This is a genomic window from Pseudomonas sp. GD04019 (assembly GCF_029837695.1).
Lineage (GTDB): Bacteria > Pseudomonadota > Gammaproteobacteria > Pseudomonadales > Pseudomonadaceae > Aquipseudomonas.
In genome coordinates, this window is record NZ_JAOEEA010000013.1 from 48349 (window position 1) to 73613 (window position 25265).

The 25265-nt window shown below is 65.9% G+C and carries 31 protein-coding genes and 1 pseudogene; 12 read left to right on the top strand and 20 right to left on the bottom strand.

The window, feature by feature from the left end:
• The first annotated feature begins 110 nt into the window (after positions 1 to 110).
• The 9 genes from livH to N7607_RS19260 all read left to right on the top strand — a co-directional run bounded on the left by livH (position 111) and on the right by N7607_RS19260 (position 7248).
• The gene (gene livH / locus N7607_RS19220) at positions 111 to 1034 is read left to right on the top strand and encodes a high-affinity branched-chain amino acid ABC transporter permease LivH (protein WP_279865162.1); all 924 of its coding nucleotides are present in this window, start codon (positions 111 to 113) and stop codon (positions 1032 to 1034) included.
• Positions 1034 to 2290 (top strand): high-affinity branched-chain amino acid ABC transporter permease LivM, encoded by a 1257-nt coding sequence (locus N7607_RS19225; RefSeq protein ID WP_279865160.1) that lies wholly within the window; start codon positions 1034 to 1036, stop codon positions 2288 to 2290. The genes livH and N7607_RS19225 overlap by 1 nt, the downstream gene beginning before the upstream one ends.
• Complete coding sequence (gene livG, locus N7607_RS19230) at positions 2287 to 3054, top strand: high-affinity branched-chain amino acid ABC transporter ATP-binding protein LivG (RefSeq protein WP_137972504.1); 768 nt, start codon at positions 2287 to 2289, stop codon at positions 3052 to 3054. The genes N7607_RS19225 and livG overlap by 4 nt, the downstream gene beginning before the upstream one ends.
• Before the next feature lie 2 nt (positions 3055 to 3056).
• Positions 3057 to 3758, top strand: coding sequence for an ATP-binding cassette domain-containing protein (locus N7607_RS19235; protein ID WP_279865158.1), 702 nt, complete (start codon positions 3057 to 3059; stop codon positions 3756 to 3758).
• A 214-nt stretch (positions 3759 to 3972) separates the two neighbouring features.
• Positions 3973 to 5184 carry a serine/threonine transporter SstT gene (gene sstT / locus N7607_RS19240; protein WP_279865157.1) on the top strand — a complete coding sequence of 404 codons (1212 nt, stop codon included), beginning with the start codon at positions 3973 to 3975 and terminating at the stop codon, positions 5182 to 5184.
• Positions 5185 to 5319: 135 nt separating this feature from the next.
• Positions 5320 to 5871: a DUF4166 domain-containing protein gene (locus tag N7607_RS19245; RefSeq protein ID WP_279865156.1), complete on the top strand. Its 552-nt coding sequence runs from the start codon at positions 5320 to 5322 to the stop codon at positions 5869 to 5871.
• Between the two features lie 2 nt (positions 5872 to 5873).
• The gene (locus N7607_RS19250; protein ID WP_279865155.1) at positions 5874 to 6377 is read left to right on the top strand and encodes a metal-dependent hydrolase; all 504 of its coding nucleotides are present in this window, start codon (positions 5874 to 5876) and stop codon (positions 6375 to 6377) included.
• The gene (locus tag N7607_RS19255) at positions 6368 to 6832 is read left to right on the top strand and encodes an SRPBCC family protein (RefSeq protein WP_279865154.1); all 465 of its coding nucleotides are present in this window, start codon (positions 6368 to 6370) and stop codon (positions 6830 to 6832) included. Before N7607_RS19250 ends, N7607_RS19255 begins: the two co-directional genes overlap by 10 nt.
• Positions 6833 to 6900: 68 nt before the next feature.
• Entirely contained in the window at positions 6901 to 7248 is a 348-nt protein-coding gene (locus tag N7607_RS19260; protein ID WP_279865153.1) for a hypothetical protein, read from the top strand.
• Here N7607_RS19260 and N7607_RS19265 read toward each other — a convergent pair.
• From N7607_RS19265 to N7607_RS19280, 4 genes are all read right to left on the bottom strand, one after another.
• Positions 7245 to 7634, bottom strand: coding sequence for a DUF488 family protein (locus N7607_RS19265; protein WP_279865152.1), 390 nt, complete (start codon positions 7632 to 7634; stop codon positions 7245 to 7247). The genes N7607_RS19260 and N7607_RS19265 overlap by 4 nt on opposite strands.
• Before the next feature lie 3 nt (positions 7635 to 7637).
• Positions 7638 to 7940, bottom strand: a complete 303-nt coding sequence (locus tag N7607_RS19270; protein WP_279865151.1) for a DUF5629 family protein — start codon at positions 7938 to 7940, stop codon at positions 7638 to 7640.
• Positions 7937 to 8578, bottom strand: a complete 642-nt coding sequence (locus N7607_RS19275) for a DUF480 domain-containing protein (RefSeq protein WP_279865150.1) — start codon at positions 8576 to 8578, stop codon at positions 7937 to 7939. Before N7607_RS19275 ends, N7607_RS19270 begins: the two co-directional genes overlap by 4 nt.
• 63 nt (positions 8579 to 8641) lie before the next feature.
• Positions 8642 to 9727, bottom strand: coding sequence for a diguanylate cyclase (locus tag N7607_RS19280; protein ID WP_279865149.1), 1086 nt, complete (start codon positions 9725 to 9727; stop codon positions 8642 to 8644).
• A 132-nt stretch (positions 9728 to 9859) separates the two neighbouring features.
• Between N7607_RS19280 and N7607_RS19285 the strand changes: the two genes are divergently transcribed.
• Together N7607_RS19285 and gap are read left to right on the top strand one after the other, a co-directional pair.
• Positions 9860 to 10534, top strand: a complete 675-nt coding sequence (locus tag N7607_RS19285; RefSeq protein ID WP_279865148.1) for a hypothetical protein — start codon at positions 9860 to 9862, stop codon at positions 10532 to 10534.
• 75 nt (positions 10535 to 10609) lie between these two features.
• Positions 10610 to 11647, top strand: coding sequence for a type I glyceraldehyde-3-phosphate dehydrogenase (gap, locus tag N7607_RS19290; RefSeq protein WP_279865147.1), 1038 nt, complete (start codon positions 10610 to 10612; stop codon positions 11645 to 11647).
• Here the strand turns inward: gap and N7607_RS19295 are convergent.
• The 13 genes from N7607_RS19295 to N7607_RS19355 form a co-directional block, all read right to left on the bottom strand.
• A complete protein-coding gene (locus N7607_RS19295; protein WP_279865146.1) occupies positions 11644 to 12159 on the bottom strand; it encodes a GNAT family N-acetyltransferase in 516 nt (171 codons plus the stop codon). The genes gap and N7607_RS19295 overlap by 4 nt on opposite strands.
• On the bottom strand, positions 12156 to 13247 hold the full coding sequence (locus tag N7607_RS19300; RefSeq protein ID WP_279865145.1) for a PLP-dependent cysteine synthase family protein: 1092 nt from the start codon (positions 13245 to 13247) through the stop codon (positions 12156 to 12158). The genes N7607_RS19295 and N7607_RS19300 overlap by 4 nt, the downstream gene beginning before the upstream one ends.
• A gap of 10 nt (positions 13248 to 13257) precedes the next feature.
• Positions 13258 to 14163, bottom strand: coding sequence for a DMT family transporter (locus tag N7607_RS19305; protein WP_279865144.1), 906 nt, complete (start codon positions 14161 to 14163; stop codon positions 13258 to 13260).
• Between the two features lie 94 nt (positions 14164 to 14257).
• Positions 14258 to 14785 (bottom strand): hypothetical protein, encoded by a 528-nt coding sequence (locus tag N7607_RS19310; protein WP_279865142.1) that lies wholly within the window; start codon positions 14783 to 14785, stop codon positions 14258 to 14260.
• An 85-nt stretch (positions 14786 to 14870) separates the two neighbouring features.
• On the bottom strand, positions 14871 to 15203 hold the full coding sequence (locus tag N7607_RS19315) for a Na+/H+ antiporter subunit G (RefSeq protein WP_279865141.1): 333 nt from the start codon (positions 15201 to 15203) through the stop codon (positions 14871 to 14873).
• The gene (locus N7607_RS19320) at positions 15200 to 15469 is read right to left on the bottom strand and encodes a K+/H+ antiporter subunit F (RefSeq protein WP_137972488.1); all 270 of its coding nucleotides are present in this window, start codon (positions 15467 to 15469) and stop codon (positions 15200 to 15202) included. Before N7607_RS19320 ends, N7607_RS19315 begins: the two co-directional genes overlap by 4 nt.
• Complete coding sequence (locus N7607_RS19325) at positions 15454 to 15951, bottom strand: Na+/H+ antiporter subunit E (protein ID WP_279865140.1); 498 nt, start codon at positions 15949 to 15951, stop codon at positions 15454 to 15456. Before N7607_RS19325 ends, N7607_RS19320 begins: the two co-directional genes overlap by 16 nt.
• Positions 15948 to 17435, bottom strand: a complete 1488-nt coding sequence (locus N7607_RS19330; protein ID WP_279865139.1) for a monovalent cation/H+ antiporter subunit D — start codon at positions 17433 to 17435, stop codon at positions 15948 to 15950. Before N7607_RS19330 ends, N7607_RS19325 begins: the two co-directional genes overlap by 4 nt.
• Positions 17432 to 17779, bottom strand: a complete 348-nt coding sequence (locus N7607_RS19335) for a Na+/H+ antiporter subunit C (protein WP_279865138.1) — start codon at positions 17777 to 17779, stop codon at positions 17432 to 17434. Before N7607_RS19335 ends, N7607_RS19330 begins: the two co-directional genes overlap by 4 nt.
• Complete coding sequence (locus N7607_RS19340; RefSeq protein ID WP_279865137.1) at positions 17779 to 20580, bottom strand: monovalent cation/H+ antiporter subunit A; 2802 nt, start codon at positions 20578 to 20580, stop codon at positions 17779 to 17781. Before N7607_RS19340 ends, N7607_RS19335 begins: the two co-directional genes overlap by 1 nt.
• A 211-nt stretch (positions 20581 to 20791) precedes the next feature.
• The gene (locus N7607_RS19345) at positions 20792 to 21286 is read right to left on the bottom strand and encodes a thioesterase family protein (RefSeq protein ID WP_279865135.1); all 495 of its coding nucleotides are present in this window, start codon (positions 21284 to 21286) and stop codon (positions 20792 to 20794) included.
• A 141-nt stretch (positions 21287 to 21427) separates the two neighbouring features.
• Positions 21428 to 21751, bottom strand: coding sequence for a DUF2834 domain-containing protein (locus N7607_RS19350; protein WP_279865134.1), 324 nt, complete (start codon positions 21749 to 21751; stop codon positions 21428 to 21430).
• 71 nt (positions 21752 to 21822) lie between these two features.
• Positions 21823 to 22287 (bottom strand): glycine zipper 2TM domain-containing protein, encoded by a 465-nt coding sequence (locus N7607_RS19355; RefSeq protein ID WP_279865133.1) that lies wholly within the window; start codon positions 22285 to 22287, stop codon positions 21823 to 21825.
• A 160-nt stretch (positions 22288 to 22447) separates the two neighbouring features.
• On the opposite strand from N7607_RS19355, the gene N7607_RS19360 reads away from it, so the two are divergent.
• Positions 22448 to 22690, top strand: coding sequence for a hypothetical protein (locus tag N7607_RS19360; RefSeq protein ID WP_279865132.1), 243 nt, complete (start codon positions 22448 to 22450; stop codon positions 22688 to 22690).
• A gap of 10 nt (positions 22691 to 22700) precedes the next feature.
• Here N7607_RS19360 and N7607_RS19365 read toward each other — a convergent pair whose 3' ends face one another.
• From N7607_RS19365 to N7607_RS19375, 3 genes and pseudogenes are all read right to left on the bottom strand, one after another.
• Positions 22701 to 23837, bottom strand: a complete 1137-nt coding sequence (locus tag N7607_RS19365) for a glycerate kinase (protein ID WP_279865131.1) — start codon at positions 23835 to 23837, stop codon at positions 22701 to 22703.
• Positions 23838 to 23844: 7 nt separating this feature from the next.
• Positions 23845 to 24522, bottom strand: a complete 678-nt coding sequence (pdxH, locus tag N7607_RS19370) for a pyridoxamine 5'-phosphate oxidase (protein ID WP_279865130.1) — start codon at positions 24520 to 24522, stop codon at positions 23845 to 23847.
• Positions 24523 to 24595: 73 nt separating this feature from the next.
• Positions 24596 to 25258: pseudogene (locus N7607_RS19375) on the bottom strand (OmpA family protein); the annotation flags it as partial.
• Positions 25259 to 25265: the final 7 nt, after the last annotated feature.

Here is a 25265-nt window from a genome sequence, read left to right on the forward strand (position 1 = left end):
GCCTGAACCCAAAGCCCACTGCGCGAGCAGTGGGCTTTGTTTTATTGAGTTTTCCGGCCATCCGTCGCGTCACAAGCGCCGCTTCACGGAACGCGCCGAGGAGTTAGGTAATGCCTGAGCTCTATCATTATCTGCAACAGCTGGTTAACGGTCTGACCGTTGGCAGCACCTACGCCCTGATCGCCATCGGCTACACCATGGTCTACGGCATCATCGGCATGATCAACTTCGCCCACGGCGAGGTGTACATGATTGGCTCGTACGTAGCCTTCATCGTCATCGCCGGGCTCACCATGATGGGTCTCGACAGTCTCCCCCTGCTGATCATCGGCGCCTTCGCCGCCAGCATCATCGTCGCCAGTGCCTACGGCTACAGCATCGAACGGGTGGCCTACCGGCCATTGCGCGGTAGCAACCGCCTGATCCCGCTGATCTCCGCCATCGGCATGTCGATCTTCCTGCAGAACGAAGTACTGCTCGCCCAGGATTCCAAGGACAAGGCCATCCCCAACCTGATCCCCGGCAACTTCGTGTTCGGCGAGAGCACCATGAACGGTGTGGTGATCTCCTACATGCAGGTGCTGATCTTCATCGTCACCATCGCGGTGATGTACGGCCTCACCATGTTCATCTCCAAGTCCCGCCTGGGCCGCGCCTGCCGCGCCTGCGCCGAGGACATCAAGATGGCCAACCTGCTGGGCATCAACACCAACAACATCATCGCCCTGACCTTCGTCATCGGCGCCACTCTGGCCGCCGTGGCCGCGGTGCTGCTCGGCATGCAATACGGGGTGATCAATCCGCACATCGGCTTCCTCGCCGGCATCAAGGCGTTCACCGCCGCGGTGCTCGGTGGTATCGGCAGCATCCCCGGCGCCATGCTCGGCGGCCTGGTGCTCGGTGTGGCCGAAGCCTTCGGCGCCGATATCTTCGGTGACCAGTACAAGGACGTGGTGGCCTTCAGCCTCCTGGTGCTGGTACTGCTGTTCCGCCCGACCGGTATCCTCGGCCGCCCGGAGGTCGAGAAAGTATGATGACCAAGAACCTCAAGACCGCCTTCTTCAGCGCCCTGCTGGTGCTGGCAGTGGCCTACCCGGTACTCGGCCTGAAACTGACCACCGTCGGCATCAAGCTGGAAGTGCACGGCGCCAGCCCGGCCGTGCTGTGGACCATCGCCGCCGTGGCCGTGTTCATGTTCTTCTGGCAGCTGTTCCGCGACCGTCTCTCCGCCGCCTGGGCCAGCGCGCCCAGCGTGCCGAAGCTGCCGGCCGGGGCCAGCAACTTCCTCACCCTGCCCTCCACCCAGCGCTGGATCATCCTCGGCCTGGTCGTGGTCGCCCTGGCCTGGCCGTTCTTCGGCAGCCGCGGCGCCGTCGACATCGCCACCCTGATCCTGATCTACGTGATGCTCGGCCTCGGCCTGAACATCGTGGTGGGCCTGGCCGGCCTGCTCGATCTGGGTTACGTCGGCTTCTACGCCGTGGGCGCCTACAGCTACGCGCTGCTGTCGCACTACTACGGTCTGGGCTTCTGGATCTGCCTGCCGATCGCCGGCCTGATGGCGGCGTTCTTCGGCTTCATCCTCGGCTTCCCGGTGCTGCGCCTGCGCGGCGACTACCTGGCCATCGTCACCCTCGGTTTCGGCGAGATCATCCGCATCCTGCTGCGCAACATGACCGAGCTGACCGGGGGCCCCAACGGCATCAGCAACATCGACAAACCGACCCTGTTCGGCCTGTCGTTCGAGCGCCGCGCCGCCGAGGGCATGCAGACCTTCCACGAGTTCTTCGGCGTCGCCTACAACTCGATCAACAAGGTGATCTTCCTCTACCTGATCGCCCTGCTGCTGGTGCTGCTGACCCTGTTCGTGATCAACCGCCTGCTGCGCATGCCGATCGGCCGCGCCTGGGAAGCGTTGCGCGAAGACGAGATCGCCTGCCGCGCGCTGGGCATGAACCCCACCGTGATCAAGCTCTCCGCCTTCACCCTCGGTGCCTGCTTCGCCGGTTTCGCCGGCAGCTTCTTCGCCGCGCGCCAGGGCCTGGTGACTCCGGAGTCGTTCACCTTCATCGAGTCGGCGATCATCCTCGCCATCGTCGTGCTGGGTGGCATGGGCTCGCAGCTGGGCATCATCCTCGCCGCCGTGGTGATGATCCTCATGCCCGAGCTGATGCGTGAGTTCAGCGAATACCGCATGTTGTTCTTCGGCGCCCTGATGGTGCTGATGATGATCTGGCGTCCGCAGGGCCTGCTGCCCATGCAACGCCCGCACCTGGAGTTGAAACCATGAGCCGCCCGATTCTTGAAGTCAGCGGGCTGACCATGCGCTTCGGCGGCCTGCTGGCCGTCAACAATGTCGCCCTGACCGTGCAACCCAAGCAGGTGGTCTCGATGATCGGCCCGAACGGCGCCGGCAAGACCACCGTGTTCAACTGCCTGACCGGCTTCTACCAGCCCACCGGTGGCGTGATCCTGCTCGACGACGAGCCGATCCAACACCTGCCGGGCCACAAGATCGCCCACAAGGGCGTGGTGCGTACCTTCCAGAACGTTCGTCTGTTCAAGGAAATGACCGCGGTGGAGAACCTGCTGGTCGCCCAGCATCGCCACCTCAACACCAACTTCCTCGCCGGCCTGCTGAAGACCCCGAACTTCCGCCGCAGCGAGAAGGCGGCCATGGAGTACGCGGCGCACTGGCTGGAAGAAGTGAACCTCACCGACGTGGCCAACCGCCCGGCCGGCACCCTGGCCTACGGTCAGCAGCGCCGCCTGGAAATCGCCCGCTGCATGATGACGCGCCCGCGCATCCTCATGCTCGACGAGCCGGCCGCCGGCCTCAACCCCAAGGAAACCGAGGATCTCAAGCAGCTGATCGGCATGCTGCGCAACGACCATGACGTGACCGTGCTGCTGATCGAGCACGACATGCACCTGGTCATGAGCATCTCCGACCACATCTACGTGATCAACCAGGGCACTCCCCTGGCCGACGGCACGCCGGAGCAGATCCGCAACAACCCGGACGTGATCAAAGCCTATCTGGGGGAGGCGTAAGCATGCTGAATTTCAACAACGTCTCCACCTTCTACGGCAAGATCCAGGCCCTGCACAACGTCAGCATCGACGTGGAACAGGGTGAGATCGTCACCCTGATCGGCGCCAACGGTGCCGGCAAGTCGACCCTGCTGATGACCCTGTGCGGCTCGCCGCGCGCGGCCAGCGGCAGCATCCGCTACATGGGTGAGGAGCTGGTCGGCCAGGAATCCTGCGACATCATGCGCAAGAGCATCGCCGTGGTGCCGGAAGGCCGCCGCGTGTTCTCCCGCCTGACCGTCGAAGAAAACCTGGCCATGGGTGGCTTCTTCGGCAGCAAGGGCGACAACCAGGAGCAGTTGGACAAGGTCTTGCAGCTGTTCCCGCGCCTCAAGGAGCGCTTCGCCCAGCGCGCCGGCACCATGTCCGGCGGCGAGCAGCAGATGCTCGCCATCGGCCGCGCGCTGATGAGCAAGCCCAAGCTGCTGCTGCTCGACGAGCCGTCCCTGGGCCTGGCGCCGATCATCATCCAGCAGATTTTCGACATCATCGAACAGCTGCGCAAGGATGGTGTGACCGTGTTCCTGGTCGAGCAGAACGCCAACCAAGCGCTCAAGCTGGCCGACCGCGCCTATGTGCTGGAGAACGGCCGCATCGTCATGCAAGGCACCGGTGCGGACCTGCTGGTCGACCCGAAGGTGCGCGACGCCTACCTCGGCGGTTGATACGCCTGGCCTGAACGAAACGGCCCCTCGCGGGCCGTTTTCATTTCAGCTGACCAAAGGCCACCACTCATCCGGCCGAGCCTTTAGAATCGCCGCCTCTTTTCTGCGCCTATCGTATCCGCTGGGCCTCCGGAAATCGGCAGCCGGCAAACCCGGCCTGCCAGCTGCGGGACCGCCCACCGGCGCCCCCGTCGAAACTCAGGAACGACACCCCATGATCCTTCGTCCACTCGTAGCACTCTGCAACCGCACCAGCCTGGTCGCCCAGATCGCCATAGGCCTGGTCGCCGGCATACTTCTCGCCCTCCTCGCCCCGCAGGCCACCGATGAAGTCGGCTTCCTCGGCAGCCTGTTCATCTCCGCGCTGAAAGCCGTGGCGCCAGTGCTGGTGTTCATCCTGGTGGCCTCGGCCATCGCCAACCACAAGCCGGGCCAGCCCACCCACATCCGCCCGATCCTGATGCTGTACTTGGTCGGCACCCTGGCCGCCGCCATCGTCGCGGTGATCGCCAGCAGCCTGTGGCCGTCCTTCCTGGTGCTGCACGAGGCAGCCAGTGGCAGCACCCCGCCCGGCGGCATCGCCGAGGTACTCAAGAGCCTGGTGCTGAGCATGGTCGACAACCCGGTCAACGCCCTGCTCAAGGGCAATTTCATCGGCATCCTGGCCTGGGCCATCGGTATCGGCATCGCCATCCGCCACGGCAGCGACACCACCCGCGCGGTATTCGCCGACCTGGCCAACGGCGTGTCCTTGATCGTCAAGGTAGTGATCCGCTTCGCCCCGCTCGGCGTGTTCGGCCTGGTCGCCACCACCTTCGCCGACGCTGGCCTCAAGGTCCTGCTCGGCTACGCCCACCTGCTCGCCGTACTGGTCGGCTGCATGCTGTTCGTCGCCCTGGTGGTCAACCCGTTGATCGTCTTCAGCCAGATTCGCCGCAACCCCTATCCGCTGGTGTTCACCTGCCTGCGCGAAAGCGGCATCACCGCCTTCTTCACCCGCAGCTCGGCGGCCAACGTGCCGGTCAACCTGCAGCTTGCCGAACGCCTGGGCCTGCACGAAGACACCTACTCGGTGTCCATCCCGCTGGGCGCCACCATCAACATGGCCGGCGCCGCCATCACCATCAGCGTACTGACCCTGGCCGCGGCGCACACCCTGAATATCCAGGTCGACCTGCCCACCGCCATCCTGCTCTGCGTGGTCTCGGCCGTCTGCGCCTGCGGCGCCTCCGGCGTGGCCGGCGGCTCGCTGCTGCTGATCCCGCTGGCCTGCAGCCTGTTCGGCATCCCCAGCGAAGTGGCGATGCAGGTGGTCGCCATCGGCTTCATCATCGGCATCCTGCAGGACAGCGCCGAGACCGCGCTGAACTCCTCCACCGACGTGCTGTTCACCGCCGCGGCCTGCATGGCGCGTGACAAAGCCTGAGCCAGTCGCGTTGAAGAAAAGCCGCCCGCGAGGCGGCTTTTCTATGCCAGTGGCACTTGCCCACCCGGCCGAGCGAATGAACAATCGCGGCCAACAAAGGAACACCTCGGCAAGCTCACTCAAGGAACAGAGCCCATGGAAGGTAACTCCGTCACCAACTGGTTCGGCGAGCACTTCACCGAACTGCACCCAATGCTGCAGCGCCTTCACCGGGAAGGCGGCGAACTGACGGGCGAAGTAGAGGTGCGCTACGGCCGGGGTCTAGCCGGCCTGCTCGGCCGCCGCCTGGCGAAGAAACTGGGGCTCCCCGCGGCCAGCCAGCGCTGCGAGATGCGCGTAGACATTCGCCACTCCGCTGCATGCCTGTTCTGGAATCGCCGCTTCGCCGGTGGGCAGAGCATGAACTCCACCTTCGTACCTCATGGGCACTTTCCCGACGGCTACTGGCTGGAGAGCACCGGCAAGCTGTCCCTGGAACTGGGTGTACGGATCCTCGATGGCGGCTGGCATTGGCAGCAGCGGCGCATGCTCTTCCTTGGTAGACCATTACCCGGCTGGCTGCCGCCCCGCTCCGAAGCCTACAAGCACATCGAGAACGAGCAGTATCGGTTCTCCGTTTCCTTTACCCTGCCCTGGCTGGGCCTGCTGTTCAGCTATGCGGGCAATCTGCAGGCCTTGGAGAACTGAGCATGTTTATCGCGCATGCCCCCTCAGGCTATCTGCTCGGAGTATTGCTGCAGCGCATCCGCCGCTCGCCGGTCATCCTGCTGGCATGCGTCATCGGCGCAACCCTACCCGATCTGGATCTTCTGTATTTCTACCTGGTTGATGGCCGCCAGACCCACCATCACAGGTATTTCACCCACTGGCCGCTGCTTTGGCTCGGCCTGGCGCTGCTCAGTGCCATTTGGCTGGGCCTCAGGCGCAGCAGCGCCGCGGCCGGCGCCGCCCTGGCATTCGCTCTCGGCGGCATGCTGCACATGCTGCTGGACAGCTTCGTCGGCGATATATGGTGGCTGGCACCCTTCCATGACCATGCATACGCGCTGTTCAGCGTGCCGGCGCGCTTCCAGCCCTGGTGGCTGAATTTCCTCCTGCACTGGAGCTTTATCGCCGAGCTGGTGATCTGCCTGGCTGCGCTGGCGCTATATCGCTATCGAAAACAACCCGGAGACCAGCAGACATGCCGATGATCGAATATCAATTGATCATCCAAGCACCGATCGCACAGGTATACGACGTTTCGCAAGATTACTCCGTGCGCTACGACTGGGACCCCTTTCCTGACCATATCGAGGTCGTTTCCGGTAACAGTGAGCGACTAGAGATCGGTAACCGTGTATTGATCCGATCCAAGCTCGGCATGCGCATGCTGGTCGAATTCGTCCAGGTCAAACCATGCCAGCGTGCAGCGATCACTATGCTTGAAGGTCCGTGGTTCCTTCGTAGCTTCGCCGGCTCCTGGATATTTCAGGAACCCGAGCCTGGGCTGACACTGACACGCTTCCGCTACACCCTCACGACCAGACCTCATTGGCTGAGTTTTGTCATCGAGCCGATCGCAGCCTGCTATTTCAGAATCGTTGTGCGGCAGCGACTCAATGGGCTGAAAAGTTTCTGGGAAACCTCTGCAAGGACTCGCGTGTGAACCACATCATCTGCCTGGCAGCCGCACAAACACTGAATCTATGGACTCACCGGAAAAGGATCTTCCCCATGCGCAAACTCGGCATCACATTACTTCTGACCATGCTTGCAGGCACCGCCCACGCCGGCTGCGGCGAAGGCCGCGGCACCTGTTACTACTACAAGCAGGGCGAGCTGAAGGGCCAGGGCGCATGCGCGGTGACCACCTGCGCGGCCACCGACCAGTACTTTCACAGTGAGTGGATCTGGGACAACGGCAATACCGTGAACATCACCCCCACCAAGGACAAGCAGGGCACGCTGGTCAACGGCAAGCCGGGCTATGTGCTGCAGCTGCCGTTCAAGGAAGAGGGCATGATCTGCTACGCGATTTCCGAGAACGACGAACTGGTGTGCAACGACTCCGGCGTGTTCTAGTCGGCGTAGCACACCGGTGAGCTGGACGGCCCGCGCCGCTCCAGCTCTTCTTCGAGGAATTCGGCCAGCACCTGGGCGTTGTTGAGGCGCTCTTCACGAGCGGCAAACAGCAGGGGCAGGGTGCCGCGCTCCGCCATGGCCAGCAGGCCCTGCCAGTGCTCGGGATGGGCCGCCAGCTCGCCGCGGTAGAGCAGGCGGAACTCGTCGAACAGCGCCGGATCGTGGCAGAAGCCCTTGCGCAGGGCATCCGACGGCGCCACCTCCTTGAGCCAGGCGCTCAGGCCCAGGTTCTCCTTCTTGCAGCCGCGCGGCCATAGACGATCGACCAGCACCCGCTCGCCATCGGCGGCGTCGATCGGCTCGTATACCCGCTTGCAGCGGATCATCGCTTAGTCCACCTGGTCCGGGTCATCATCCTGATCATCATTGTCGGCGCTGATGGCGCCCAGGCAGACCAGCTCGTGCTCGCCCTCGGCACCCGCGATGCGCCAGCTGCCCGCTTCGGCACCCGCCGTGGCGGCAGCCACCGCCGCGGCACTGAACGTCCACACGCGGCGGGTGCGCCCATCCATGCATTCGATGCTGAGTTGCACCTGCTCGGCCTGGGCCTGTTCGTCCAGCTCGAACTGCCAGGCGTGCAGGCCGTCGATCAGCAGCATGTCCGCGCTGCGCAGGTCGTCGAGCAGGCTCATGCCTCACCCTCCAGGCGCGCCAGGCGCTCTTCCAGGGCGGCGATGCGCGCCTCCAGTTCGGCGATGCGACCATCGTCGCTGGCGCTACGGACCGGTGCATCGGCCTGGCGCGCCGCTAGCAGGGCCTCCAGATCAGCCGCCTCGCCCAGCAGGTGCATGTAGCGATCCTCGCGCTGACCGCTCAGGCGTGGCAGCAGGCAGGCCAGCTCGCGGCCGATCAGGCGTTCCAGCTGGTGCTGCACTTCGGCGCCATCCTCGAACTGATACAGGCGGTTGCTACGAGTAAGCAGTTCGTTGATGGTCTGCGGCCCGCGCAGGAACAGCAGGCCGAGCAGCGCCTGCTGCGGTTTGACCAGTTCCAGCCCCTTGTCCACCCGATGCTCCCAGCGGTCGGCGCGACCGCCCATCACCAGACGGGTCAGGCCACGCCCCTCGAGGGCACGCAGGGCCTGGCCGACCTGGCCCTCGGTGAGGTTCATCAGCGGCTCGCGGCTGGTCTTCTGGTTGCACGCCAGGACCAGGGAGTTGAGGGTCAGCGGGTAGGTTTCCGGCGTGGTGGCCTGCTTCTCGATCAGGCAGCCGAGGATGCGGACCTCGGTGGCGTTGAGCGGCTCGAAGCCTTCGGTGGCGCTGGACATGGGGCGATTCCGTGCGAGGTAGAAAAGGCCACTAGCCTGCCACGACCGGCGCGCGCTGGGAACTCAGGCGCCCGGGTAGGCCTGCTGCTCCTCGTCGGTGGCGACCAGGGTTTCGCTGGCGGTCACCACCCGGTCGCGGCCACGGCTCTTGGCCTGGTAGAGGGCCTGGTCAGCGGCGTTGAGCCACTGGGTGGCGTCCAGTTGGAACGGGCTGTAGCCGGCCAGACCGATGCTGAGGGTAATGCGCAGCTCCGGCGCCAGCGGGCTGCGGATCTCGGCGAGTTCCTGGCGCAGGCGCTCCATCACTTCACCTGCCAGCACTGGCGGAGTGTTGGGCAGGATCACGCAGAACTCGTCGCCACCGTAGCGCCCGGCCATGTCCTCCTGGCGCAGACTCAGCACCAGCTTCTCGCTGAGCAGGCGCAGCACGCTGTCGCCGACCAGATGGCCGTACTGGTCGTTGATCTGCTTGAAGTGGTCCACGTCGATCAGTGCCACCGTGGCGCGCTGCTGGCCACCGCGGCACTTGATGAACTCGCTCTGCAGCAGATCCTTCCAGTAGCCGTGGTTGAACAGACGGGTCAGGCTGTCGGTGCGGCTGGCCGCGCGCAGGGCCTGCTTGTGCTCGGCCAGCTTGATGCTCAGGCGATAGCTGACCCAGCCCAGCGCCAGCGGATAGAGGATCAGCATCGGCAGGCAGGCATACAGCTGCGGCATGCTGGTATCGGGATTGAACGCCGGGCCGAACAGCAGCATGGCCAGGCCGATGCCGGCGAGCATGGCCAGGCTGCCATTGAGGAAGAAGCGCGCGCCACCGGCGGCGATGTTGTTCATCGCCATCATCGCCAGGATGGTCACGGTCGGCAGCACGTTGAACTGCATGGTCGCCGCCCAGAAGCCGCCGAACACCGAGTCGATCAGCAGGCTGCGCCGCTCGGTCTTGTAGGGCGTGGCGGACAGGCGTGCGAGCTGGTAGGCCAGGTGCGGCCAGAGGAAGCCGTTGAACACCAGCAACCCCCACAGCCAGGGCGCCGGGCGCAGCGGCCAGAGCGCGAAAGCCACGCAGAAGAAGCCGATGCCCAGGCCGATGCCACGGGGCAGGTAGATGCGTTTGGCGAATGACAGGCCAGAGCCCGTGCTTCTATCCATGGTCACACTCGGGGCGGTCTCGCCTTTGAGGATGGCTCCATGGGCCCGACTATACAAGCTGCAGCATGTTTCCGAACTTGAGCTGGCGGCCCGGGCTGGGTAAGTTTGCCGCACTCGCAAGGAGAGCCATCGATGACCCACGCCCGTTCGCTGTTGTTCGCCGCCCTGCTGCCGCTGTTCGCCGGTTGCCAGCTGTTCGAAGTGTACGACGCCACGCCCCCTACCCCGGTCCAGCGCCTGCAGGGCCAATTGGTCCTGGAACAGGGCCAGCTGATTCTCCAGCCCTGCGGCGAGCAACGCAGAATCGCCCTGATCAACGACGGCAGCAGCGACATCATGCGTGACGCCAGCGGGCTGCTGGCCGACGGCAACGACAGCCTGTTCGTCGATCTGCGCGGCTGGCCGGTGGCGACCAAGCAGGCGGGCCTGGACGGCGAACTGCGCCTGGATGAGGTCTACCGCCTGCAGGGCGAAGGCCCGGCCTGCAACGAGCCGGGCTTCGACCGCCTGCTGCTGCGCGCCAGCGGCCATGAGCCGGACTGGAGCCTGGGCGTCGGCGAACAGGGCCTGGTGCTGCTGCGCCCGAGCCAGGAGCCGCTGGCCGTACCCTATCTGGAAGAACAGCTACCCAACGGCAGCTTCAGCCTCAGCAGCGAGGCCAATGGCCAGCGCCTGGAACTGTGGCTGGCGCCGCAACGCTGCGTGGACAGCATGAGCGGCGCGGTGCAGCACCTCAGCGCCGAGCTGCGCCTGAATGGCGAAGTGCAGCGCGGCTGCGCGTCCCTGGGTGGTGCGCGCAACCGCTGAGCAGCCCCCGCCTCGCTTTCGTGAGGCGTCTGGGCCGCCTATGCTGAAGACGGACCCAGACAGTCGGAGACTGCCATGCTGCGTATTGCCCTGAACGGATACGGGCGCATCGGTCGCGCCCTGCTGCGCGCCTTGTTCGAACGCGGGCTGGAAAGCCAGCTGCACGTCGAGGCGATCAACGAGACCGGCGATTTCACCACCCTCGCCCACCTGACCCGTTTCGACTCCACCTTTGGCCGCTTTCTCGGCCAGGTGGATATCCATGAAGACGTGATGCAGGTGCGCGGCCAGTCGATCCGCCTGATCAGCCACAAGGACTTCATCCAGCTGCCGTGGAAGCAGCTGGCGGTGGACGTGGTGGTGGACTGCACCGGCAAGGCCAAGAAGCGCATCCTCGCCGAGCAGCACCTGACCGCCGGGGCGCCACGCGTGCTGCTCTCGCACCCGCTGGAGACGGCCGACCTGACCGTGGTCTACGGCGTCAACCATCACCTGCTGGGCAACCAGCAGATCGTCTCCAACGCCTCCTGCACCACCAACTGCCTGGCGCCGCTGGCCCAGGTGCTGCACACCGCGGTGGGCATCAAGCAGGGGCTGATGACCACGGTGCACGCCTACACCAACGACCAGAACCTGCTCGACAAGACCCACAACGACCTCTATCGCGCCCGTGCCGCCGCGCTGTCGATGATTCCCACCGCCACCGGCGCGGCGAAGACCATCGGCCTGGTCATTCCGGAGCTGGAAGGCCGCCTGGACGGCATGGCGGTGCGAGTGCCGACCGCCAACGTATCGTTGCTCGACCTGACCTTCACCAGCGAACACCCGACCAGCCGCGAGGCGATCAACGACATCCTGCAGAAGGCTGCGCGTCAGCTACCGCTCGGCGTGATGGAGTGCAACGACCTGCCGCTGGTGTCCGCCGACTTCAACGGCTACCCGGTGTCCTGCGTGGTCGACCTCAACCACACCCGGGTGCAGGGCGGCAACCTGGTCAAGGTGCTGGCCTGGTACGACAACGAGTGGGCCTTCGCCAACCGCATGCTGGATGTGCTGCAGACCTGGCTCAAGCCACTGGAGCCGAATCGTACCGTGCCGGTGCAGCCTGGCTAGCTGACCCGCAGGTAGCACAGCGTGGTGCGGCGTGAACCGGCGCCGCGCCGCTGTGGGTCGGGAAAGGTTTCCACCTCGACGAAGCCGGCCTTGCGCATCATCCCCGCCGAGCCGGCGTTCTCCTCGTGACGTTCGATGTAGATGTCGCGAATGCCCCGGGCACTCAAACGCTCTATCGCCTCGCCGAGCAGGCGACTGCCCAGGCCGCGCCCGGCCAGCTCGCGGTGCACCACAGCCTCGCCGATATAGCCCTGGGGCAGATCGCGACGCTCGGCCGGCTGATAGCGCTCGAAGTTGCTGCTGGCCAGGAAGGTAACGAAGCCGGCCAGCGCACCACCTGTCTGCTCCGCCAGCACGGCCTGTACCGAGCCCTCGGCGATGCCCTGCAGGTGCGCCAGCACGGCGTCCTGCGGCAGGTAGTTCCAGGGATTGGGGCCGTGTTCGAAGATGAACACGGCCATGGCCGGGATGTCCTCGGGCCGCGCCGGGCGACTGGTGAAGGTCTCGCTCACAGTCCGCTCCGAGGGAAATCCGGCAGCGCCGCGCCGCGCTCGACGCAGGCCGCCACCGCCTCGACCAGCGGCGTCAGGTCGTAGCCCTGCTGCGCCAGCCAGGTGTCGCAGTAGTAGCTGGTGGCGTAGCGCTCGCCGCCGTCGCAGAGGATGGTCACCACCGAGCCGCTCTGGCCGGCCTCGACCATCTGCCGCGCCGCCAGCAGCGCGCCGATCAGGTTGGTGCCGCTGGACGCGCCGACGCGCCGGCCGAGGCGCCGTGCCAGGTAATGCATGGCGGCCAGCGACAGCGCATCCGGCACCTTGCACATGGCATCCAGCACCTGGGGCATGAACGACGGCTCGACCCGTGGCCGGCCGATGCCCTCGATGCGCGATCCGCAGTCCAGGGTCAGGCTGCGGTCGCCGCTGACGTAGCTGTCGAAGAACACCGAGCGCTCGGCGTCGGCGCACAGCACGCGAGTGGCGTACTGGCGGTAGCGCACGTAGCGGCCCAGGGTGGCCAGGGTGCCGCCGGTGCCGGGGCTGGACACCAGCCAGGCCGGCTCGGGGAAACGCTCATGGCGCATCTGCTGGAAGATCGACTCGGCAATATTGTTGTTCGCCCGCCAGTCGGTGGCGCGCTCGGCGTAGGTGAACTGGTCCATGAAGTGGCCACCGGTCTCGCCAGCCAAACGCACGGACTCGGCGTGGATGAGCGTGGGATCGTCGACCAGGTGCGCCTGGCCGCCGTAGAAGGCGATCTGCGCCAGCTTCTCCTTGGCCGTGCTGGCGGGCACCACCGCGATAAAGGGCAACCCCAGCAGCCGAGCGAAATAGGCCTCGGAGATGGCGGTGGAGCCGCTGGAAGCCTCGATCACCGGCGCGCCGGGCTTGAGCCAGCCATTGCACAGCGCGTAGAGGAACAGCGAGCGGGCCAGGCGGTGCTTGAGACTGCCGGTGGGGTGGCTGGATTCGTCCTTGAAGTACAGCTCGACACCCGGCAGACCCGGCAGCGCCAGGGGAATCAGGTGGGTATCGGCGCTGCGCTGGAAGTCCGCCTCGATGATGCGCACCGCCTCGCGGGTCCACTGGCGTGTATCGGTCATGCTTGTGTCCTCAATCGAGAATGCCGGCAGGTGCCGGCGCGGCGCTGCGCCACTGGCTCAACGCCACGCCGACGAACACCAGGGCCGCGGCGGCGTATTGCGCGGGCGTCAGGCTCTCGCCCAGCAGCAGCGCGGCGAAGATCAGGGTGAACACCGGCAGCAGGTTGGTGAAGCCCGACGCCTGGCTGGCCGGCAGGCGGCTGACGCCGAAGTTGTACAGGCCGTAGGCACCGACCGTGACCACCACGCCAAGGTAGACCACCGAACCGACGCCCAGCAGGCTGAACTGGCTCGGCAACGGCTCGGTGACCAGTGCCAGCGGCAGGAAGAACAGCGAACCGATGAAGGCCTGCATGGCCGTGAGGATGAACGGCGAGTAGCGCTCGGAAAGGAATTTCAGCAGCAGCGTGTAGCAAGTGGCGCAGAGCATGGCGACGAATTCGTAGAAGTTGCCCAGCAGCGGCGCCGGCGCATGGGAGTCCGCCTCGCTGGCCAGGCTCAGCCAGATCGCCCCGACCACCGCCAGGAGGAAGCCGGCCCAGGTGCTTCTGGCCACGCGCTCATGCAGAAAGAGGAACGCGCCCATGGCCACCAGCAGTGGCAGCAGCGCGGTGATCATGCCGGCCTGGGTGGCGCTGGTGTGCTGCAAGGCCAGGGCCTCGAAGATGAAATACAGGCAGGGCTCGCAGGCCGCCAGGGCCAGCAGGTAGCGCCAGTCACCAGGCCGGTAGTCGAGGCGCCCACGCCAGCGCCAGGCCAGCAGGAACACCAGGCTGCCCAGGGCCATGCGACCGAAGATCACCCACATCGGCGGCAGCTCGGCGAAGGCGAATTTGAGGGCGATGAAGGAACTGCCCCACAGGGCCATGGCCAGCACCAGGCACGCCATCGCGAACAACCGTCCCTGCCGGGCCATCACCACTACCTCTGGATCAAAAACTCAGTGTAGGTGGCGAGCCCTGACACGGACAGGCACAGCGACAGAGCAAAACTGTGTGGACACAGCTCGCTCAGGGATCGAGTTTAGGGGACTGGAGACTCTCAGCCATACCGAATAGCCGACTGTATAAGCCTTCGATATTCTCGAACTTTTCGAACAGTCCCTTATTCAACACGCGAATATTTGGCCTTTCGGCTTTGACGCCTTCTGCATTGCCTTTGGTGTGTCTGGCAACCCTGAGAGTTTCCAAACAAGGTAATGGTTGGCCTGGCCCAGCACCGAAAAACAAGAAAGGGCCTAGCTCCAGAGTGTCCTTATTGAAATAAACCAGAACCACGCATCCCGATGGCTTTCCGGCTAGCGCGATATGGATTTTTTGTTGCGCAGTCGTTGAGCCGACAAACGATGCCTTGAGTTGGATATGCCTGATATAGCCATTGGCTTCAGCTATGAGGTCGTAGCCTGAGCGGTCTACTTCTGGCTTGGAAATTTCAAGACTGCAATCCTTGAGCTTCCAAGAGCATTTCAACAACTCCCCAATCAGCAGGTGTTCAATCAGTTTTTCGCGATACGAAGAGTGAAGAGAATGCTCTTCCATATTGAGTTACCTAAATGCAGTGCAAGAACCAGGGTCTAGCTCCGAGTTGCTAGAGCATCGCGGCCAAAGCCGCTCCCACAGAAAGCTACTGCTCCCAGGGCTTGCCGCGGGTCTTCGGCTCCAGCGGCAGCTGCTGCAGCACCGCCGCCTTGGCCAGCATGTAGGCGCTGACCGGGGCGCTGATGAACAGGAACAGGCTGATCAGCAGCTCGTGGGAGCTCAGGGTCTGCTCGCCGGCGCTGAAGAAGATCAGCGAGGCCACCACCACGCCGCCGACCCCGAGGGTGGTGGCCTTGGTCGGGCCGTGCAGGCGGGTGAAGAAGTCCGGCAGGCGATACAGGCCGATGGCGCCGATCAGGACGAAGCCGCTGCCCAGCAGGAGCAGCGCGCAGATGAGGATTTCCAGCCACAGGCTCATTCGATGATGTCTCCGCGCAGCATGTACTTGGCCACCGCCACGGTGCTGACGAAGCCGAGCACGGCGATCAGCAGGGCGATCTCGAAGAACAGCTCGGTGCCCTTCCAGATGCCGTAGAGGATGATCAGGGCAATGGCGTTGATGTACAGGGTGTCCAGCGCCAGCACCCGGTCCGGCAGGCTGGGCCCCTTGATCAGCCGCGCGGCGGCCAGCAGCAGGGCCGCGGCGAGCATGGCCAGGCACACAGGGATCACGTAGCCGAGCATGGGAATATCTCCTTCAGCGGCGCCTCGTAGCGCTGCTTGATCTCGTCGATCATCGCCTGCGCATCCGGCACGTCCAGGCCATGCACCAGCAGGTTGCGGCGATCCAGGCTGAGGTCGGCGGCCAGCGAGCCGGGGGTCAGCGACACCACGCTGACCAGCACGCTGATGGCCAGCTCGTTGTCCAGGTCGATCGGCACCTCCACGAAGGCCGGGCGCAGCTCGCGCACGCGGCCGAGGGTCAGGCGCGCCACCTGGAAGTTGGCGACCAGGATGTCGCCCATCACCATCAGCAGGAAGCGCAGCAGCTTGAGCGGCTTCCAGCCACGCGGATGCTCGATCAGCAGGCGGTTGCAGGCCAGCGGAATCAGCACGGCCAGCACGCTGCCCAGCAGCCACTGGCCGAAGGCGAAGGTATCCACCAGCAGCATCCAGGTCAGCAGCAGCAACAGGCTCTGCGCCGGGTGCGGCAATACTCGCTTCATGGCCGGTCCTCGCCGATCAGCGCCCGATAAGACGCCAGGTCGTGCAGCTGTGCACCGGCGGCGCGCGCGTAATCCAGCAGCGGTGCGGCCAGGGCCACCAGCCCCAGGCTACAGGCGAGCAGCAGCACACAGGCCGCCAGGCGGCCGCGGTCCAGCTCGGCGCTGTCCAGGGTACTGGTGCCGACCCGCCAGAACAGGGTGCTGCCGGCGCGACTGAAGGCCACCAGCGCGGCGAAACCACCGAGCAGCAACACCGCCCACAGCGCCGCCGAGGGCGCGGCCTGGAGTAACAGCAGCTTGCCGAGGAAACCGGACAGCGGCGGCAGGCCGATCACCGCCACGGCGCCGAAGAAGAACAGCGCGCCGAGCAGGTGGGGATTTTCCAGCGCCGCGCCCTGCACCAGTTCGCCGCCGTGCCTGCCGCGCTGGCGGACGATCAGGTCGGCGAGCAGGAACAGGCCGCCGGCCACCCAGGTGCTGTGCAGCAGGTAGAACAGGGCCGCGGCAATAGCCTCGGGCGTGCCGACGGCCACCGCCGCCAGCAGCGTGCCGGCGGACACCAGCACCAGGTAGGCCAGCAGCGTTTGCAGGCTGCGCGCGGCCAGGGCGCCCAGCGCACCGAACGCCAGCGTGGACAGGGCCAGCGGCCACAGCCAGGGCTGGACCAGATTGGCCAGCTCGCCACCACCGGCACCGAACACCAGGGTGCAGACCCGCAGGATGGCGTAGATGCCGACCTTGGTCATGATCGCGAACAGCGCCGCCACCGGCGCACTGGCCGCGGCATAGGCACGCGGCAGCCAGAAGGACAGCGGCAACAGCGCCGCCTTGAGGGCGAACACCAGTATCAGCAGCAGGCCGGCGGCGGCCAGCAACGGCACGCTGTCCCCACTGGCCGTGGCGACCCGCCGGGACAGATCGGCCATGTTCAGGGTGCCGCTGACCCCGTAGACCAGGCCCAGGGCGATGAGGAACAGCGCCGAGCCAACCAGGTTGAGGATCACGTAGTGCAGCCCCGCCCTCACCCGCGCGGCGCTGCGGCCGTACAGCAGCAGCGCGTAGGAGGCGATCAGCAGGACCTCGAAGAACACGAACAGGTTGAACAGGTCGCCGGTGAGAAAGGCACCGTTGATACCCAGCAACTGGAACTGCAGCAAAGCGTGGAAGCGTGGGCCACGGCGATCATCGCCACGCAGGGCGTAGAGCACCACGGCGCTGGCCAGAACGGCGACGGCCAGCAGCAACAGGGCGCTGAGACGGTCGAGCAGCAGGACGATGCCGAACGGCGGTTGCCAGTCGCCCAGAGCGTAAACGTGCAAGCGGCCATCGTCGGCCTGCAGCAGCAGCGCCATGGCCAGCGGCAACAGGGCCAGGGTGGCGAGCAGCGACAGCGTGCGCTTGAGTCGCTCCAGCGACGGCAGCACCAGCAGCAGCGCGCCGACCAGCAGCGGGATCAGGATCGGCAGGATGATCAGGTGATTCAAGACGCCCGCTCCTGGTCCGGCTGGCCATCCGACTGGCCGTCCACATGGTCATTGCCCAGATTGGCCACGCCACGCAGGGCCAGGACCACGACGAAGGCGGTCATGGCGAAGCCGATGACGATGGCGGTCAGCACCAGTGCCTGGGGCAGCGGGTCGGCCGGATTGACTCCCTGCCCCAGCACCGCCACGTCGCCACTCAGGCGACCCATGGCGAACAGGAACAGGTTGACCGCATAGGACAGCAGGGTCAGGCCCAGCACCACGGCGAAGGTGCGCGCGCGCAGCAGCAGGTACACGCCGCTGGCGGTGAGCAGGCCGAGGGTTGCGGCGAACAGCGCCTCCATCAGTGGATCTCCTTGCTGGCGGATGGGTACAGGCTGAGCTTGCCCAGGTTGACCAGCATCATCTGGGTGGCGCCGACTACCGTGAGGTACACGCCAAGATCGAACAGCATGGCGGTGGCCAGCTCGAACTCGCCCACCAGCGGCAGCTCGAAGTGGCCGAAGGCGGAAGTCAGGAACGGCCGACCGAACACCCAGCTGCCGAGCCCGGTGAGCGCGGCAATCAGCACACCGACGCCGGCCATGCGCTGGTAGTTCAGCGGCAGGCGCTGCTCGACCCAGGCCACGCCGCTGGCGATGTACTGCAGGGCCAGGGCCACGGCGGTGATCAGCCCGGCGATGAAGCCGCCACCCGGCAGGTTGTGGCCACGCAGGAAGATGAACACCGAGATCAGCAACGCCAGCGGCAGCATTAGACGCGACAGGGTCATCAGGATCAGCGGGTTCTTCGCCCAGGCCCAGCGCCGGCCCTGGGGGTCGCAGGTCGGGTGGGTCAGACGCAGGCCGTCGAGCATGGCGAAGATGCCCACCGCGGCGATGGCCAGCACGGTGATCTCGCCCAGGGTATCGAAGCCGCGGAAGTCCACCAGGATCACGTTGACCACGTTGGTGCCGCCACCGCCGCTGATGCTGTTGGCCAGGAAGAACTCGGCGATGCCGGTGTCGTACGGGCGGGTCAGCACCACGTAGGCCAGCACCGCCACCATCGCGCCACAGCCGCCGGCCAGCAGCAGGTCGCGCGCGATGCGCGGCAGCGAGCTCTCGCCGGGCGTGCGCGATGGCAGGTAATAGAGCGCCAGCATCAGCAGGATGATGGTCACCACCTCCACCACCAGCTGGGTCTGCGCCAGGTCCGGCGCGGAGAAACGGGCGAAGGCCAGCGCCACCAGCATGCCGCCGACGCCGAGGATCAGCAGCGCTACCAGGCGCTGGCGATGGAGTATCGCGGTGAGCAGGCCGCTAGCCGCCAGCACCAGCATGCCCAGGGCGGTGAAGCCATCGAGCGGGCTCAGGCCACGCTCGCCGGTCAACTGCGGCAGCGGCGCCAGGGCCACGCCGACCAAGACCAGGGCGCTGCCCAGCAGCAGCGCCAGATAGCGCTGCAGCGAGCCGTTCTCCAGGCGCGAGGTGATCCAGCCGGCCAGGGCCACCAGGCGCTGCACCTGCTGTTCGAACACTTCTTTGGCGTCCACCTGCGGCAGGCTTTCGTACCAGCGGAACAGCGGCTTGCGCCCGACATAGACCAGAATGCCGCCGACCAGGGCGACGCAGCTCATCGCCAGCGGCAGGTTGAAACCGTGCCAGATCGCCAGGTCATAGGCCGGCAACGTACCGCCCAGGCTGGCCTGCGCCGCCACCGCGAGCAACGGTGCCACCGTGTAGCCCGGCAGCATGCCCACCAGCAGGCAGAGGAACACCAGGATTTCCACCGGCACCTTCATGTAGCGCGGCGGTTCGTGGGGCGGGAACTTGGGCAGGTTGATCGGCTCGCCGTTGAAGAACACGTCGTGGATGAAGCGCAGCGAGTAGGCCACCGAGAACACTGCGGCCAGGGTCGCCACCAGCGGGATCAGCCAGTTGAAGGCGCTGCCCTGCAGGGCGTGCTGCAGCGTCTCGCCAAAGAACATTTCCTTGCTCAGGAAGCCGTTGAGCAGCGGCACCCCGGCCATCGCCGAGGACGCCACCATGGCCAGCACGGCGGTGTGCGGCAGGTACTTCCACATGCCGTTGATGCGGCGCATGTCGCGGCTGCCGGTCTCGTGATCGATGATGCCGGCGGCCATGAACAGCGAGGCCTTGAAGGTGGCGTGGTTGATGATGTGGAACACCGCGGCGACGTTGGACAGCTGCGAGTCCATGCCCAGCAGCAGCACGATCAGGCCCAGGTGGCTGATGGTCGAGTACGCCAGCAAGCCCTTGAGGTCGTGCTGGAACAGCGCCAGCACCGCGCCGATCAGCAGGGTCGCCAGGCCAGTGAGGCCCACCAGGTAGAACCACAGGTCCGAGCCGGCCAGCGCCGGATACAGGCGCGCCAGCAGGAAGACCCCGGCCTTGACCATGGTCGCCGAGTGCAGATAGGCCGACACCGGAGTGGGCGCCGCCATCGCGTGGGGCAGCCAGAAGTGAAAGGGAAACTGCGCCGACTTGGTGAAGGCGCCCAGCAACACTAGCACCAGTGCCACGGGATACAGGGCGTGGGCATGGATCAGCTCGGCCGAGGCTAGCACCACGCTGAGCTCGAAGCTGCCGACGATATGGCCGATCAGCAGGATACCGGCGAGCAGCGCCAGCCCTCCTCCCCCCGTCACCGCCAGGGCCATGCGCGCACCCTTGCGCGCATCGCTACGCTTGCCCCAGAAGCCGATCAGCAGGAACGACGACAGGCTGGTCAGCTCCCAGAAGGTCAGCATCAGCAGCAGGTTTTCCGACAGCACCACGCCGAGCATGGCGCCCATGAACAGCAGCAGGTAGCTGAAGAAGCGGCCGATGGCCTCGCGCTCGGACAGGTAGTAGCGCGCGTAGAGGATCACCAGCAGGCCGATGCCGAGGATCAGCAGGGCGAACAGGAAGGCCAGGCCATCCAGGCGCAAGGAGAGATTGAAACCGATCTGGCTCAGCCAGGGCTGCGATACCAGCAGCAACTCGCCGGCGAATACCCGTGGCGCCAGCCACAGCAGAATGCCCAGGCCCAGCAGCGGCGCCACCGCGGTGGCCAGGCTGCAGGTGAGACGGCCATGGCGCTCGAACAGGACGGGAAGGAAGGCGCCGAGAAACGGCAGTCCGACGATGAGCAGCAGCTCCATGAATCTCCCCTGTCCAGGCCCGGTCCAGCTGGTGGATCGGGCAAATCTACTCTGTTCCTCGCGCGGCCGGGCCTCTGTTTGCGAAGGGCGTGCCGCGATTATCCATAACTATCAGAACTAAGCCATGGATAAATTATTACATTATGCACAGAGCTTTTGGCTCAGCAGCGAGGATAGAACAGATAGGGGGGCGGCTTGCGCCTATCGCCGCTCATCCCTGCAGTGCCGCCTCCCAGTGGCGCACGGCGTCGGGCATGGCGTCGAAGCTGAACGCCAGGAAGGTCGCAGGCGCCAGGGTGCGGCCGGCCTTCTTGAATTTCATCTTCACCAGCACTTCCGCCGCCAGGTTGTCCCGCACATGCAGCGCATGCTGGAAATAGGCGCACTTTTCATCGGCATAGAGCAGCCGGGTCTCGACCCGCACCCGGCTGAACAGGCCGATAGGGCGTAGGAAGCGCACCTGCTGAGCCAGGTTGACGAAACCGGCGCCACCGCGCAGCACGGCGAAGAAACGCCCGACCTTGAGCAGGTAGTCCAGCTGCGCGGTCTCGGCGTACTGCAGGTACTTGTCGCTCTTGAGCACGCGGATACCCGAGTCGAAGGGCGTGACCCAGAAGCGGGTTTCCACGGTATCGGTGGCCGCTCGGCTGGCGTAGCCGCACAGTCCGAGGAAGAAGGCGATGAGATTGCGCAGCAGACCGGACATTGGCGGCTCCCTTTCAGCCCTGATTCCTTGTCAGACCAGGCTCTCGACAAAGGAGAACATCAATACCGCCGCGTGCTTGCCTGCCGCAATCCCTGGGCCCGACGCTGATAAAGCGCAATAACTCCCGGTAATCGACGCTCTTTACTCATGGCTAGCCGCCGCCGGCTTCGCCAATCCCCTGACCACCAGATAGAGCAGCGGCCCTATGGAGACGAACACTACGGTGAGCAGTAGATAGGGAATGATGGAGGCGAACGATTTCTGCCGCGCCTGGTTGTCCCGGTACATCCAGAAGCAGGCCAGCGCCGCGAGGATGTAAAGATCGATCACCACCTGGGCGGTATCCAGGCGGGACATGAGCTGCAGGCCGAACTGCAGCAGCGACTGTTCGGCCTGCAGCATGACGAAAGCCGTATAGGCCGAAAACGCGATGAGTACCGCCAGCGGCAGAGCGATCTTCTTCATAAGCCTTCCCTGGTCGAAGAATCGGCCGGACAAAGAAAAGGCCCGGCAGATGCCGGGCCTTTTTCATTGCATCAGTGTGCGACGCGACTGGTGCCGTCGACGGTCATGATGCGTACGCGCTCGCCGACGCGGAAGATCTCGTTCTCCTGCACCTGCTGCACATAGGCGCGCAGGGTGCCGTCGTCTTCGCGCACGGTGATTTCCACGCCCTGGGTGCGGGTCAGGCCTTCCTCGGTCATGGAACCGAGCAGACCGCCGGCCACGGCGCCGATCACCGCCGCCACCACCGAGCCACGGCCGCCACCGATGGCGCTGCCGCCTACGCCGCCCACCACCGCACCGGCGCCCGCGCCGATCGGGGTCTTGGTGCCTTCGATCTTCACCGGGCGCAGCATTTCGATGGTGCCCAGGCGCACGGTCTGCACCTTGCGGGCCTCGTCGCGGCTGTAGCTGTCGCCGCTGAGGTTGGAGACACAGCCACCCAGCGTGAGGGTCAGAGCGACGAGGGAGGCAGTCAACAGCTTGGTATTACGCATGTGGTTCTCTCCATATGAGGCAGTGTCCATTAGACCGCGGCGCCAGGCAGCTGTCACCAGCCCTTCTAGCGCGAGTCCAAAGGGAGGGTGCGACATCGGGTCAGATTTGCAGTCGTGGCGGGCTGGCGCAGGATGGCGATTCATTCCCGCGAGCCATGCCATGGACTACTTCATCGTCGCCATCGCCACCCTGGCCGGCCTGGTCTTCCATGGCTGGCTGTATCTGCGCATCCGCCGCTGGATGGATCGTGACCTGGCCCTGTCCATGGCCGCCGGCGACCCGGCCATGCAGCGCTATATGCTCGAACGCCTGGCCGAGGCCGCCGACCAGGGCGTGCGCCGGGGAAAACTGGAAGACTGGCTGCACCAGGCCGCGCGCGACTATCTGCAGCGCAACAACTAACAACGACCGGCTAGGCGCCGCTCGCCAGGCGCCATATGCGCGCGAGATCGCAGGCGCGCGCCTGCAGCTCCGCGCCGGCGCCGGCCATGGCCTGTTCCAGGCTCTGCGGCCCGGCGGTCAGGCTGAACGCCGCATCGATGCCCGCCTCATACAGCGCCTGGTAACCCTCGCCCAGGCTGCCGGCCAGGGCGATGACCGGCACACCCGCCGCGCGGGCGATACGCGCCACGCCGATCGGCGTCTTGCCATGCAGGCTCTGCGGGTCCAGACGCCCCTCGCCAGTGATCAGCAAATCCGCACCCTGCAGCGCCTCGGCCAGGCCGGACAACTCGGCCACCAGCTCCACTCCCGGACGAAAGCCGGCTCCCAGAAAAGCCTTGGCGGCGAAACCCAGGCCGCCGGCCGCGCCGACGCCGGGCAGCGCGCGGTGGTCCGCACCGAGTGTCGCCGCAAGCACATCGGCGTAGCGGCCCAGGGCAGCGTCCAGCAGCGCGACCTGCTGTGGACTGGCGCCCTTCTGCGGGCCGAATACCTGGGAAGCGCCGCGCGGGCCGCACAGCGGGTTGTCGACATCGGCGGCGATTTCCACCCGCACCTGCGCCAGACGCGGGTCAAGGCCACTGGCATCGATGCGCGCCAGCTGCGCCAGCGCCGCGCCACCGGGCGGCAGTTCGCCGTCTTGGTCATCCAGCAAGCGCACGCCCAGAGCCTGCAGCAGGCCTGCACCGCCATCGTTGGTGGCGCTACCGCCGAGACCGAGGATGATTCGCTGGGCACCGGCATCCAGCGCCGCGCGGATCAGCTCGCCGGTGCCCTGGCTGCTGGTGACGGTGGCGTCGCGGCGTTCGCGCGGCACCAGGTGCAGACCGCTGGCCGCGGCCATCTCCAGCACCGCGGTGCCATCGCCGAGCCAACCCCAGTGAGCCGTAACCGGCTCGCCCAGCGGACCGTGGACCAGTTGCTCATGCCGCTCGCCACCGACGGCAGCCAGGACCGCGTCGACTGTGCCCTCGCCGCCATCGGCCATGGGCCGCAGGAGGATCTTGGCGTCAGGGAAGACCTGGCGCCAGCCACGGGCGATGGCCGCCGCCACCTCGGGCGCGGAGAGGCTCTCCTTGAACGAGTCGGGGGCGATGACCAGCTTCATGGGTGGATCAGGGTGCCAGGCGTTCGCGCAGCCAGGCGTCGTCCTGCAGGCGGTAGTTGAGACGGTCGTGCAGGCGGCTGGCCCGGCCCTGCCAGAACTCGATGCGCTCGGGCAGCAGGCGATAGCCGCCCCAGTGCGGCGGGCAGTCCGGGGCACGGTCGAGGAACCGCTGCTCGGTTTCGGCGAGCAGTTGCTGCAGCTCGTCGCGGTCGCGAATCACCCGGCTCTGCGGTGAGGCCCAGGCCCCCAGGCGGCTGCCCAGCGGGCGCACCTGGAAGTAGGCATCAGATTCCGCTGCCGAGACCTTTTCCACCCGGCCTTCGATGCGCACCTGGCGCTCCAGGCTGGGCCAGAAGAAGGTCATGGCGGCGAACGGACGCGCCGCCAGCTGCTCGCCCTTGGCGCTGTGGTAGTTGCTGAAGAAGGTGAAGCCGCGCTCGTCGAGGCCCTTGAGCAGCAGCACCCGGCAGTGCGGTCGGCCCTCGCCGTCCACCGTAGCCAGGGTCATGGCGTTGGGCTCCACCGGCAGCTGCTCGGTCTTCACCGCATCGTCGAACCAGCGGCGGAACAGGGCGAAGGGCTCGCCCGGCGCCTCGGCCTCACTGAGGCCGTCGCGGGTGTAGTCACGACGCATATCGGCGAGCGACTGGGGGGTACGGCCATCCGGAACACGGTTTTCCGCCATGCTGGCTTCCTCGAACGGTGATGCCGTCAGCTTACTGCGCCTTGTCCTTTTTCTTTTGATCTGCGGCAACCTGGGCCACCGGCATGGCTGCCGCCGGCGCCGGCTGGTTGTAGGTGGCCAGCAGTGCGACCAGGGTCTTCTGCGGGGTCAGGACGATTTCCACGCGGCGATTCAGGGCACGGCCGGCATTGCTGTCGTTGGCGGCGCGCGGCATGTCCGAACCGACGCCTTTGAGCAGCAGGCGATCACGCTGCAGGCCGCTGAGGCGGAAAATCGAGGCCACGGCCTTGGCGCGGTCCTCGCTGAGCTTGAAGTTGGCGTCCAGCTGACCGCGGCTGTCGGCATGGCCGAGAATCAGCACGCCGGTACGCTTGTCGGTTTCGAGGATCTTGGCGACCTTGGTGAAGGGACCGAGCACGGCCGGCATCAGCATGCTCGGGCGATCCGGGTTGAACGAGCTGTCCACCGGGGCGGTGACCACCAGCACGTTCTCGCGGCGCTCCAGCTCCATCTTGCTGCCGCTCAGGGCGGCCTTCAGGCGCGGCTCGTACTCGTCCAGCCAGGCATTGGTGACTTCATGATCGATCTTCGGCGGCGCCTTCTTGGCGGCGACCGCCGGCTTTTCGCTACCGCCGAAGGGCCACCAGCTGCTGGCACCCTCCTCTTTTTTCTTGTCGGAATTGGCGCAGGCGGCGAGGCTCAGGCAGCAGAGCAGGACGAGTGTTTTCTTGTGCATGGTTAGA

Coding starts and splice junctions, on each gene's coding strand:
- N7607_RS19275 (WP_279865150.1), bottom strand. CDS start 8,578: ATGTCCAGCGCCACCGAAGGCTTCGAGCCGCTCAACGCCACCGAGGTC.
- N7607_RS19345 (WP_279865135.1), bottom strand. CDS start 21,286: ATGTCCGGTCTGCTGCGCAATCTCATCGCCTTCTTCCTCGGACTGTGC.
- N7607_RS19265 (WP_279865152.1), bottom strand. CDS start 7,634: ATGATCCGCTGCAAGCGGGTATACGAGCCGATCGACGCCGCCGATGGC.
- N7607_RS19280 (WP_279865149.1), bottom strand. CDS start 9,727: ATGGATAGAAGCACGGGCTCTGGCCTGTCATTCGCCAAACGCATCTAC.
- N7607_RS19355 (WP_279865133.1), bottom strand. CDS start 22,287: ATGCGTAATACCAAGCTGTTGACTGCCTCCCTCGTCGCTCTGACCCTC.
- N7607_RS19305 (WP_279865144.1), bottom strand. CDS start 14,163: ATGGCCCGGCAGGGACGGTTGTTCGCGATGGCGTGCCTGGTGCTGGCC.
- N7607_RS19260 (WP_279865153.1), top strand. CDS start 6,901: ATGCGCAAACTCGGCATCACATTACTTCTGACCATGCTTGCAGGCACC.
- sstT (WP_279865157.1), top strand. CDS start 3,973: ATGATCCTTCGTCCACTCGTAGCACTCTGCAACCGCACCAGCCTGGTC.
- N7607_RS19245 (WP_279865156.1), top strand. CDS start 5,320: ATGGAAGGTAACTCCGTCACCAACTGGTTCGGCGAGCACTTCACCGAA.
- livG (WP_137972504.1), top strand. CDS start 2,287: ATGAGCCGCCCGATTCTTGAAGTCAGCGGGCTGACCATGCGCTTCGGC.
- N7607_RS19255 (WP_279865154.1), top strand. CDS start 6,368: ATGCCGATGATCGAATATCAATTGATCATCCAAGCACCGATCGCACAG.
- N7607_RS19225 (WP_279865160.1), top strand. CDS start 1,034: ATGACCAAGAACCTCAAGACCGCCTTCTTCAGCGCCCTGCTGGTGCTG.
- gap (WP_279865147.1), top strand. CDS start 10,610: ATGCTGCGTATTGCCCTGAACGGATACGGGCGCATCGGTCGCGCCCTG.
- N7607_RS19270 (WP_279865151.1), bottom strand. CDS start 7,940: ATGAGCCTGCTCGACGACCTGCGCAGCGCGGACATGCTGCTGATCGAC.
- N7607_RS19235 (WP_279865158.1), top strand. CDS start 3,057: ATGCTGAATTTCAACAACGTCTCCACCTTCTACGGCAAGATCCAGGCC.
- livH (WP_279865162.1), top strand. CDS start 111: ATGCCTGAGCTCTATCATTATCTGCAACAGCTGGTTAACGGTCTGACC.
- N7607_RS19360 (WP_279865132.1), top strand. CDS start 22,448: ATGGACTACTTCATCGTCGCCATCGCCACCCTGGCCGGCCTGGTCTTC.
- N7607_RS19310 (WP_279865142.1), bottom strand. CDS start 14,785: ATGGAAGAGCATTCTCTTCACTCTTCGTATCGCGAAAAACTGATTGAA.
- N7607_RS19300 (WP_279865145.1), bottom strand. CDS start 13,247: ATGACCGATACACGCCAGTGGACCCGCGAGGCGGTGCGCATCATCGAG.
- N7607_RS19315 (WP_279865141.1), bottom strand. CDS start 15,203: ATGAGCCTGTGGCTGGAAATCCTCATCTGCGCGCTGCTCCTGCTGGGC.
- N7607_RS19325 (WP_279865140.1), bottom strand. CDS start 15,951: ATGAAGCGAGTATTGCCGCACCCGGCGCAGAGCCTGTTGCTGCTGCTG.
- N7607_RS19320 (WP_137972488.1), bottom strand. CDS start 15,469: ATGCTCGGCTACGTGATCCCTGTGTGCCTGGCCATGCTCGCCGCGGCC.
- N7607_RS19285 (WP_279865148.1), top strand. CDS start 9,860: ATGACCCACGCCCGTTCGCTGTTGTTCGCCGCCCTGCTGCCGCTGTTC.
- pdxH (WP_279865130.1), bottom strand. CDS start 24,522: ATGGCGGAAAACCGTGTTCCGGATGGCCGTACCCCCCAGTCGCTCGCC.
- N7607_RS19340 (WP_279865137.1), bottom strand. CDS start 20,580: ATGGAGCTGCTGCTCATCGTCGGACTGCCGTTTCTCGGCGCCTTCCTT.
- N7607_RS19350 (WP_279865134.1), bottom strand. CDS start 21,751: ATGAAGAAGATCGCTCTGCCGCTGGCGGTACTCATCGCGTTTTCGGCC.
- N7607_RS19365 (WP_279865131.1), bottom strand. CDS start 23,837: ATGAAGCTGGTCATCGCCCCCGACTCGTTCAAGGAGAGCCTCTCCGCG.
- N7607_RS19250 (WP_279865155.1), top strand. CDS start 5,874: ATGTTTATCGCGCATGCCCCCTCAGGCTATCTGCTCGGAGTATTGCTG.
- N7607_RS19335 (WP_279865138.1), bottom strand. CDS start 17,779: ATGGAGGCGCTGTTCGCCGCAACCCTCGGCCTGCTCACCGCCAGCGGC.